The 8,953-nt window shown below is 68.8% G+C and carries 8 protein-coding genes; 4 read left to right on the forward strand and 4 right to left on the reverse strand.

Annotated elements, in window-relative coordinates:
• Positions 1 to 85: 85 nt before the first annotated feature.
• Positions 86 to 421, forward strand: coding sequence for an ArsR/SmtB family transcription factor (locus K789_RS0113795; protein WP_024367262.1), 336 nt, complete (start codon positions 86 to 88; stop codon positions 419 to 421).
• Entirely contained in the window at positions 418 to 1,503 is a 1,086-nt protein-coding gene (locus K789_RS0113800; RefSeq protein ID WP_024367263.1) for a cation diffusion facilitator family transporter, read from the forward strand. Before K789_RS0113795 ends, K789_RS0113800 begins: the two co-directional genes overlap by 4 nt.
• Here the strand turns inward: K789_RS0113800 and K789_RS0113805 are convergent.
• Positions 1,500 to 2,456: an L-lactate dehydrogenase gene (locus tag K789_RS0113805; RefSeq protein WP_024367264.1), complete on the reverse strand. Its 957-nt coding sequence runs from the start codon at positions 2,454 to 2,456 to the stop codon at positions 1,500 to 1,502. The two genes, K789_RS0113800 and K789_RS0113805, sit on opposite strands and share 4 nt — an antisense overlap.
• Before the next feature lie 30 nt (positions 2,457 to 2,486).
• Positions 2,487 to 3,104: a uracil-DNA glycosylase gene (locus K789_RS0113810; protein WP_024367265.1), complete on the reverse strand. Its 618-nt coding sequence runs from the start codon at positions 3,102 to 3,104 to the stop codon at positions 2,487 to 2,489.
• 326 nt (positions 3,105 to 3,430) lie between these two features.
• Between K789_RS0113810 and K789_RS0113815 the strand changes: the two genes are divergently transcribed.
• Positions 3,431 to 5,563: a beta-glucosidase family protein gene (locus tag K789_RS0113815; protein ID WP_202805084.1), complete on the forward strand. Its 2,133-nt coding sequence runs from the start codon at positions 3,431 to 3,433 to the stop codon at positions 5,561 to 5,563.
• Positions 5,564 to 5,607: 44 nt separating this feature from the next.
• Here the strand turns inward: K789_RS0113815 and K789_RS0113820 are convergent, their stop codons facing one another.
• Positions 5,608 to 6,936: an HNH endonuclease gene (locus K789_RS0113820; protein ID WP_237739606.1), complete on the reverse strand. Its 1,329-nt coding sequence runs from the start codon at positions 6,934 to 6,936 to the stop codon at positions 5,608 to 5,610.
• A 148-nt stretch (positions 6,937 to 7,084) separates the two neighbouring features.
• On the opposite strand from K789_RS0113820, the gene K789_RS0113825 reads away from it, so the two are divergent.
• Positions 7,085 to 7,594, forward strand: a complete 510-nt coding sequence (locus K789_RS0113825; protein WP_024367268.1) for a hypothetical protein — start codon at positions 7,085 to 7,087, stop codon at positions 7,592 to 7,594.
• A 9-nt stretch (positions 7,595 to 7,603) separates the two neighbouring features.
• Here K789_RS0113825 and K789_RS23145 read toward each other — a convergent pair whose 3' ends face one another.
• Complete coding sequence (locus K789_RS23145) at positions 7,604 to 8,884, reverse strand: amidohydrolase (RefSeq protein ID WP_237739605.1); 1,281 nt, start codon at positions 8,882 to 8,884, stop codon at positions 7,604 to 7,606.
• Positions 8,885 to 8,953 lie beyond the last annotated feature (69 nt).

An 8,953-nucleotide genomic window follows, 5' to 3' on the forward strand; every position in this document is an offset into this window, starting at 1 on the left:
AAGCGCCGGGCAGTATGTTCCAGCCTTCCACGGCCCACGTCCGTTGACAGTTGGCCGTCCGGTACAAGTATGACAGTATCTGCGTATGAATGCAGATATGCAGGTTGAGGTCGACAGCCCCCACGTGGAGCTGGCCGTCGAGGTGTTCTCCATGCTGGCCGATGCCACGCGTGTCCGGCTGATCCTGGCCCTGGGAGAGCGTGAGCTGCCGGTCAACGTCCTGGCTGAGCGTGTAGGGAAGCCGGCTGCGGCGGTCTCCCAGCATCTGGCCAAGATGCGGCTGGGCGGCATGGTCGCCACCCGGCAGGAGGGAACGAAGGTCTTTTATCGGCTGCAGAATGATCACGCCCGCCAACTGGTGATGGATGCAGTCCACCAGGCCGAGCACGCGCTTGGCACGGCCCAGCGGCACAGCGCATGAACCGCCCGTCGGACGCAGTGGACGAACACAGCCACGGCGAGGGTCACGAGCACCCGCATGAGCATGACCACGACCATGGTCACCCGCACGACCACGACCACAGCCACGGACCGCACGGACACACCCACGCCACCGGGCTGAAGGGCTGGCTTCAGTCGGTCTTCGTCCCGCACTCGCACGACGCCGCGGACTCCATCGACGAAGCGCTCGAATCCAGCTCCCAGGGCATCCGCGCGGTCAAGGTTTCCCTGCTCGGCCTCGGCGCCACCTCGCTCTTCCAGCTCGTGATCGTGCTGATCAGCGGCTCCGTGGCGCTGCTGGCCGACACGGTGCACAATTTCTCGGACGCGCTGACAGCGGTCCCGCTCTGGATCGCGTTCCTGCTGGGCCGCCGCAAGGCTACCCGGACGTACACTTACGGGTTCGGCCGGGCCGAGGACCTCGCCGGGCTGTTTATCGTGGCGATGATCGCGCTCTCCGCGGTGGTGGCGGCCGTCGAATCGGTCCGCCGATTCTTTGAACCCCAGCCCGTTCACAACCTCGGCTGGGTGCTCGCCGCCGGGCTGGTGGGCTTCGCCGGCAACGAACTCGTCGCGATCTACCGGATCCGTGTTGGCCGGCGGATCGGTTCCGCCGCCCTGGTGGCCGACGGCATCCACGCCCGGACGGACGGTTTCACCTCGCTGGCGGTCGTCGCGGGCGTCATCGGCGTCTGGCTCGGCTTCCCGCTCGCGGACCCCATCGTGGGCCTGCTGATTTCGGCCGCCATCGTGGTCCTCCTGTGGGGCACCGTGCGTGACGTCGGACGGCGGCTGATGGACGGCGTCGACCCTGAACTCACGCAGCGGGTCGAGGCCGTCATCGCGGAACATTCCAGGGCCGGTGGAACCGCCCGGCTGCGCTGGTCCGGCCACCGGCTGCACGTCGAGGTCACGGTGCCGATCGCGCCGGATGTCCACATGGTTGAGCTCGCCTCGGTGACGTCCAACATGGAACGCGGGCTCCAGCACGTCCTGCCGCACCTGGGCTCAGTGACAGTAGTGCCCGTTTTCGCTTCGGCAAGGGCGCCGCAGATCCCCTAGATCCCCAGCGTCGCCAAGCTCTGCTGCAGCGTCTCCGCCGAGTGGTGCAGCGCGGCGAGTTCGCCGTCGTCCATGGGGGTATCCAGCACCGAACGGACCCCGCCGTGGCCCACGATGCTGGGCAGGGACAGTGCCACTCCGGTGATTCCGTACTGGCCGTCCAGCACGGTCGAAACCGGCAGGACGGCGTTCTCCGCGCGCAGCAGGGCCTCCACGATGCGCGCGCCGGACAGCCCGATCGCGTAGTTCGTGGCGCCCTTCCCGGCGATCACCTTGTAGGCGGCCTGCGTCACTTCCCGCGCGGTCTCGGCAAGATAGCCGGACGTGAAGACGCGTTCGCCGTCGACCTCCCAGTTGCGGATCGGGACCGGGCCGATTGTTGCGCCGGACCAGATGGGAAACTCGGTGTCGCCGTGCTCGCCCACCATGCTGGCGTGCACGCTGGTCAGGGAGACGCCTGCCTTGCGCGCCAGCAACCAGCGCAGCCGGGACGTGTCGAGCACCGTGCCGGAGGAGAAAATGCGCGACGACGGCAGACCGGAGATCTTCTGCGCCGCGACGGTCAGCACATCGCAGGGATTGGTCACCAGCACGTAGACGGCGTCCGGGGAGTGCGCGAGCAACTGCGGCATGAGCTGTTCAAGGATGCGGACGTTGGTACCGGCCAGGTCCAGCCGCGTTTGACCCGGCGCCTGTTTGGCCCCGGCGGTGATGACGACGACGTCGGCCCCTTCCGTCGCGGAGATGTCCCCGCCGCCGGTGACGGTTGCCGCCGCGGCGGCGAACTGGGTGCCGTGGGCCAGGTCCAGCACCTCCGCCTCCGCCTTGGTGGCGTTGACGTCAAAGAGGGCGACGTTGCTGGCCGAGCCGCGGATCAGCGCCGCGTAGGCGAGGGAGGTGCCGACGCTGCCGGCGCCGACAATCGCGAGTTTTGATCCGGGATTCTGGGACATGGGGAGCCTCTTTCCGGTCAGGCGACTCTTCTAGAGGTGCTGGATGCCTGCCCGCTGCATGGCGTCCTTGTAGACCTCGACGTTCTTGCTCAGGAGTTCCTCCTGCTTGGCTGCCGAGACGGCGAAGGCGCGGCCGCCGAGTGCGGTGGCCTTGTAGATCTTGACGCCGCGGTTCTTCAGGGAGGAGTGGTAGGTCTTCTCGAAGAGTGTCAGGAAGGCGTGGGCATCGGCGCCGTGGGCGATGACGGCGGACACGCGCCTGTTGATCTTGAGGAACTGGCGGAAGGGCCGCAGGCCGTCCGTCTTCTCCTGGACGTTCAGCGCGGAGGGGAGCTCGGGATCGCGAACCCAGGGGTAGGCGTTCCACGGCATCACGTAGCGGGGGTCGAGCTCGACCGCCTCGTAGATGGAGGTGGCGCGGCGGGCGGCTTCGTCATCGTTGAAGTGGGAGACGAAGCCCGATTCAGTGCCCTTGCCCGGGGCGATGTGGAGGCTGACGATCCGGCACTCGTCCTCGTCATGGACGGGATCGATGTAGGGGACGACCGACCCCGGCTTCTTTTCCATCAGTTCGTCGCAAAGCTGCGTTACGGCGGCGATGTTCGGTTCCTGCAGCAAGGTCTTCTTTTCGTCCCAGTCAATCGTCACGATTTCTCCCTCAGCGCTCGGCGTCCAGAATCAGGCGTCTAGTTCCACTCTACGCTTTTGGACGCTGGGGCGTTCTTTGGGTCGGATTGCGGCCAGAGGCGTTCGGCCCCTAGTCACGGGCGGGCAGCCGGGCGTACGCTTAAAACGCCTGCAGGTAACCATCTGATTAAGCCGGGTCGTTCAGGACATGAAAATGTCCGAGCCATCTCATAGCGAGATCGCGAAGGTACCTGCAGGCCTCGCATTTAAGGCGAAGACGCCCCGAGCCCGGGCCGCATGTCCGTTTCCTCAGCGCCCGCCGGGACGACCCCGAAAGCAGGCAATGCGTGAATCCAGCAGCGATGGAACGGGCCCGGGACGTCGAGGCGCAGCTGACGGACGAGGAGCGCTTTTCACTCCTGGTCAGCGTCATGGGTACCAACACGACGCTCACGGAGAAGGATCCGCGCATCCCGGACGACGTCCCGATGAGCGCCGGCTACACTCCGGGGATCCCACGCCTGGGCATTCCCGCCCTGCTGATGAGCGACGCGAGCCTTGGCGTGACCAACCCCGGCTACCGGGAGGGGGACACCGCCACAGCGCTTCCGGCCTCCATCGCGCTCGGTGCCAGCTTCAACCCGGAACTCGCCCGCCGATCCGGGCAGCTGGTGGGCCGCGAAGCCCGGAGCAAAGGCCTCAACGTCCAGCTCGCCGGGGGACTTAATCTGCACCGCGACCCGCGCAACGGCCGGAACTTCGAGTACCTGTCCGAGGACCCCTGGCTCACCGGCGTCCTCGGCGCGGAGTCGGTCAAGGGCATCCAGGGCGAGCAGGTGATCTCCACCGTCAAGCACTTCTCCCTGAACTGCAACGAAACCAACCGGCACTGGCTGGACGCGATCATCGACCCGGGCGCGCACCGGGAATCCGACCTGCTCGCATTCGAAATCGCCATCGAACGCGCCCACCCCGGCTCAGTCATGACCGGCTACAACAAGATCAACGGCACCTACGCGGGCGGCAACGAGGCGCTGCTCCAGGGCATCCTGAAAGGCGCCTGGGGCTTTCCCGGCTGGGTGATGTCCGACTGGGGCGCGACTCCGCGCTGGGACTTCGCTCTGCGGGGCCAGGATCAGGAGTCCGGCGTGCAGATCGACGTGATGATGTGGGGACAGGAGAGCTTCACCGCGCCGCTGCGCGCGGCCTACGCGGCGGGTGACTTCCCCAAGGAACGTCTGTCCGGGATGGTGCAGCGCATCCTCTACGCCATCTTCGACGTAGGCATCGACCGCTGGGAGGGGGCGCCCGACGTCGATCTCGCCGCCCATGCCGACATCGCCCTGGAGACGGCGCGGCAGGGGATTGTCCTGCTGACGAACGACGGCGTGCTGCCGCTGGCGGCGCCGTCCACTGCAGGCGCGCCTTTCAGGATTGCAGTCATCGGGGGACATGCCCAGCTGGGGGTGCCGTCCGGCTGCGGCTCCAGTGCCGTCACGCCGCCCGGCGGTTACGCCGAGGTCCACTCCATCGGCGGCCCCGGCATCATGGGCAGCATGCGGAACCTGTACCTGCTGCCCTCCTCGCCGCTGGCGGAACTGCAGAAGCTGCTGCCCGACGCCGAGATCGAATACGACCCCGGAATGAGCCCGGGCGAGGCGGCGCTGCTGGCCCGCCGTTCCGACGTCGCCATCGTGTTCGGCATCCGGGTGGAGGGCGAAGGCTACGACAATGCGGACCTGTCCCTGCCCTGGGGGCAGGACGCCGTGATCGTGGCCGTCGCGGAGGCCAACCCGAACGCCGTCGTCGTTCTCGAGACCGGCAACCCTGTGGCGATGCCGTGGCTCCCGAAGGTCAGAGCCGTCCTGGCGGCCTGGTATCCCGGCCAGTGCGGGGGCCAGGCGATCGCCGAAATCCTCGCCGGCGTCACCAACCCCTCCGGGAAACTCCCGCTGACCTTCCCGACAGGCCTGGACCAGACGCCGCGGCCGGAACTCCCGGGCCTCGGCACACCGTGGGGGACTCCGACGACGGTCATCTACCACGAGGGATCCGACGTCGGCTACCGCTGGTTCGCGAAGACAGGGCAGGAGCCACTGTTCCCCTTCGGCCACGGGCTCAGCTACACCCGGTTCGACTACAAGGACCTGACGGTGCAGGACCGGGGCGGAGTGCGGGCCGAATTCACCGTCACCAATGAGGGGCCGCGCCGCGGGGCCGACGTGCCCCAGTTCTACCTCCTTGAGGATCCTGCGGGACCCCGGATGCGGCTGCTCGGCTTCGAGCGCGTGGACCTTGAACCCGGCGAATCACGGACCGTCTCGCTGACCGTTGACCCGCGGCTGCTGGCGTCCTATAACACCGCCCGCGGGCAGTGGCATGCCGCCGGCGGCAGCTACCGCCTGGCACTCGGCCACTCGGCCGGGGACTGCACCCTGGAAGCGGACGTTTCCCTGACCGAGGCCTGGTTCGGCCGGTAGCTCTTAGTTGGCCAGGGGCCGAGTTCGCAGGATGCAGGTCGGATTCAGGCCGCGGGCGGCGCCGCTGCGTCGGGCATGACCTGGGCCGTAAGCTGGTCGCCGTTCAATCCGCTTCCCGGCGGCGAGGTGCCCGGAAGTGGCGGTGCGGTGGAGTGGTAGGTGTGGCCGGTGGGGGTTTGGATCTCGAAGGTGTGCCTGGGTCCTGGCCGGGTCCTGACGGTCCAGCCGGGGGCTTCTTTGGTGTGGTTGCAGGCTTCGCAGAGCCCGGCGCCGTTGGCGTGGGTGGTTGGTCCGCCGTGGTGCCAGGGGATGATGTGGTCCAGGTGCCGGATGGGGGCGTCGCAGAACGGTGTGCGGCAGGTGTTGTCCCGGGCCTGGATGAGGCGGCGGAGCCCGGGCGGGAAGATCCGGGCGCGGGAGTCCATCGCCACCAGCTCCCCGGCGCCGGGGGCGGTGTAGAGCCGCCGGAGCCAGACGTTCAGGTCATGACTCGTGGCGGTGGCAGCGTCATGACCGGAGCCTGTGAGCACTTGCCGGGCCCAGCCGGCGGGGACCACACCGTAGCCGGGAAGCCGGGCGGGTTCGCTTGCGCCCCGGTAGAGGGTGCGGTCGGTCATGACGAGCTGGATCTCGACGCCGGTGATTCCGCCGGGGGTGCCGGTGGTGCGTTCGACGAGGGTGTCGGCCATGAGCTGCCCGCGCGTGCGGGGGTCCCCGGCGTTGCGGAGGGTGTCGGCGTGCCGGGTCAGGGCCGCGTGCATGGCGACGCCCGCCGGGACGGGGAGCAGGGCGGTGAGGTAGCACATGGTGTCCGGGGCAGGCCGGAGGCTGACGTTCCGTTCGGTGGCGGCGTGGCTGGCCCGCTGGGTGACGGTGCGGGGGTCCAGGCGGTAGGCGGCGGTGCGGGCGGCGGCAATGATGCGCCGGTCCCCGGCGCCGTCGAACGTCCCCGTGTCGGGTGCGAGTTCCTCGTCGACGGCGGCCCGGTCCTCCGCGGTCAGGCAGGCCGTTTCCCGGACGAGGAGAGTGGCGCGCCATTCGTTCAGCTGCCCGGCCTCCAACGCCGCGAGAGTGTGCGGCATCTCCGCAACCAGGGCCTTGGCCAACCCCAGGAGCCGGCTGCCTTTGGCCGGGGATTCCCGCCGGGCGAGGGCGATCTGCCCGGCCACTCCGGCCCCGAGTTCCGCCGCCGGCATCCCGGCGTCGGACTGTCTGCGGCGCTGGAGCAAGTCCAACGTGACGGCGAAGCGGGCCTGCGACGCGGCCGCGGCGGACTTCGCATCCTCGAGTTCACGGATTTGGTTGATCAGTCCGGCACTGTCCCGGGCGGGCCGAACAGCGGCCAGCGCCCGGGCCACCTCCGCGACCGTCATGTCTGTTGCCGCTATTGGAGCCATGTCGGGCTCCTGCTCGCCGTTCATGAATCCAAACTATCGGGCATCACCGACATTTTCGGCGGGCCCCGGAACCCGCGTATCCGTAAGCTTTGAAGGAACGCCCGCGCCCCGATCCAAGGAACCCATGCCGCTCAACAGACAGTCACTGAAACAGGACGGGTTCACCGGTTTCCGCCCGCTCGGGGACCTGGACATTAACCGGATCCCGCAGAAACCCGGTATCTTCGCGGTGCTGCGGCCCGAGGGCTTCCGGCCGCAGTTCCTGGCGAAGAGCACGGCCGGCGTCTTCAAGAAGAAGGACCCCACCCTGAAGGCCGAAGTGCTCGCCGCCGAATGGGTCGACGGCGCCGACGTCCTCTATGTGGGCAAGGCCGGCCCCGGCAGCAAAGGCAACCGCGGGTTGCGCCGGCAGATCCAGGAATTCGTCGACTTCGGCAAAGGAAAACCGCCCGGCCACTGGGACGGCCGGCTGATCTGGCAGCTCGCGGCAGCCGGGTCCCTGATCGTCGCATGGAAAGAGCTGCCCGTCGAGCAGCTCAACGACGCCGAAGCGGGGTATCACGCTGCGTTCGTGGACGAGTATGGCCAGCTGCCGTTCGCCAACCTGATCCAGTCGCGGGTCAAGGGCAGCTAATTCAGCCTGTCAGACCCCACCGTGCGTAATCCGCCCCGCCACGAGCGTCGCAGCCACCGGCATCGCCGCGAAGACAGCGTCGGATACCGCCAGGGGATCGCCATCGAGCACCGCGAGATCCGCCGGGTCACCCACCCGGATCCTGCCCCGTCCGCGCGTTGATGCTGTCAGGGCCTCCTGCCGGGTGAGGGCCTGCTCCGGGTGCCAGGGTTCCCGCCCGTCCTGCCGCGACCGGGTGGTGGCCGCCGACATCGCGGTCCATGGCTCCAGCGGCGCCACCGGCGCATCGGAGCCCAGCGCCAGCGTGGCACCGGCGGCCAGCAGCGACCGCAGGGGGAACGCCCGGTCCGTGCGCCCGGGCCAGTTGGAATCGGCAGCATCTCGGTCATCCAGGGCATGGGCGGGCTGGACGCTCGCCGTCAGGCCCAGCTCGCCGAAGCGGGCGAAGTCCTGGCCGCGGACAAACTGGGCATGCTCAATCCGCCCGGTGATCCCGGCCGCGGCGAAGGCATTCAGCGCGACCTCGTTGGCGCCGTCGCCGATCGCATGCACCGCGGGGACAAAACCGGACTCCCTGGCCCGGACCAGCAGGTCCAGCAGCTCCGCCTCGCTCACGGTGAGCAGTCCGCGGCCGCCGTGCGGATACGGGTCCACGCAGTACGCCGTGCGGGTGTTCAGCGAGCCGTCAATCAGTACTTTCAGCGGGCCCACCCGCAGCAGCCCCGCCCCGCCGTCGACGTCCTGCCCGGTGCGCATGCCCTCCGCAATGGCCCGCGCCAGGTCCTGCGGATAGACGCCGGCGTCCACCCGGAAGGAATCGAATCCGCCCGCCATGCGGCGCAGCCAGACGTCCCGGTTCCACGTCATTTCGAAGTCGACGACCCCCACGATCCCGCGCGCGGCCGCTGCCTGCCCGGAGTCCCGCACCCAGGCATCCACCACGGCGTCCGGCAGTTTGCCCAGCTCACGGGTCAGTTCGAAGGCCGGCTCCTCGCGCAGCAGCCCGGACGCGTCCACCGCCACACCGTAGCGGGAAGCCGCCGCGCTGTTGAGCCAGACGCAGTGCAGGTCATGGCTCAGCAGCGCCGTCGGCACACCCCGGGTGGCGCCGTCGAGCAACTCAAGGCGGGGGACATCCGCCCAGACAGCGTCCCGGAACCCGACGCCCACCGCCGTCAGGCCGCCGTCGTTAGGGCCGGACAGATAAGAACGCACGACGTCGGCCGCCGCACGTGCCGAGACTGCGCCGGAGAGGTCGATCCGGTTGGCGGCCAGGGCCCACTGCGTCATGTGGACATGTTCATCCCAGAGCCCGGGGATGACGTACCGGCCGTCCAGGTCCACCCGCCGGAACGCGGA

Origin of the sequence: Arthrobacter sp. TB 26 (assembly GCF_000427315.1) — a bacterium.
Classification (GTDB): Bacteria; Actinomycetota; Actinomycetes; order Actinomycetales; family Micrococcaceae; genus Arthrobacter.

Coding starts and splice junctions, on each gene's coding strand:
- K789_RS0113805 (WP_024367264.1), bottom strand. CDS start 2,456: ATGTCCCAGAATCCCGGATCAAAACTCGCGATTGTCGGCGCCGGCAGC.
- K789_RS0113820 (WP_237739606.1), bottom strand. CDS start 6,936: ATGACGGTCGCGGAGGTGGCCCGGGCGCTGGCCGCTGTTCGGCCCGCC.
- K789_RS23145 (WP_237739605.1), bottom strand. CDS start 8,884: ATGACGCAGTGGGCCCTGGCCGCCAACCGGATCGACCTCTCCGGCGCA.
- K789_RS0113800 (WP_024367263.1), top strand. CDS start 418: ATGAACCGCCCGTCGGACGCAGTGGACGAACACAGCCACGGCGAGGGT.
- K789_RS0113825 (WP_024367268.1), top strand. CDS start 7,085: ATGCCGCTCAACAGACAGTCACTGAAACAGGACGGGTTCACCGGTTTC.
- K789_RS0113795 (WP_024367262.1), top strand. CDS start 86: ATGAATGCAGATATGCAGGTTGAGGTCGACAGCCCCCACGTGGAGCTG.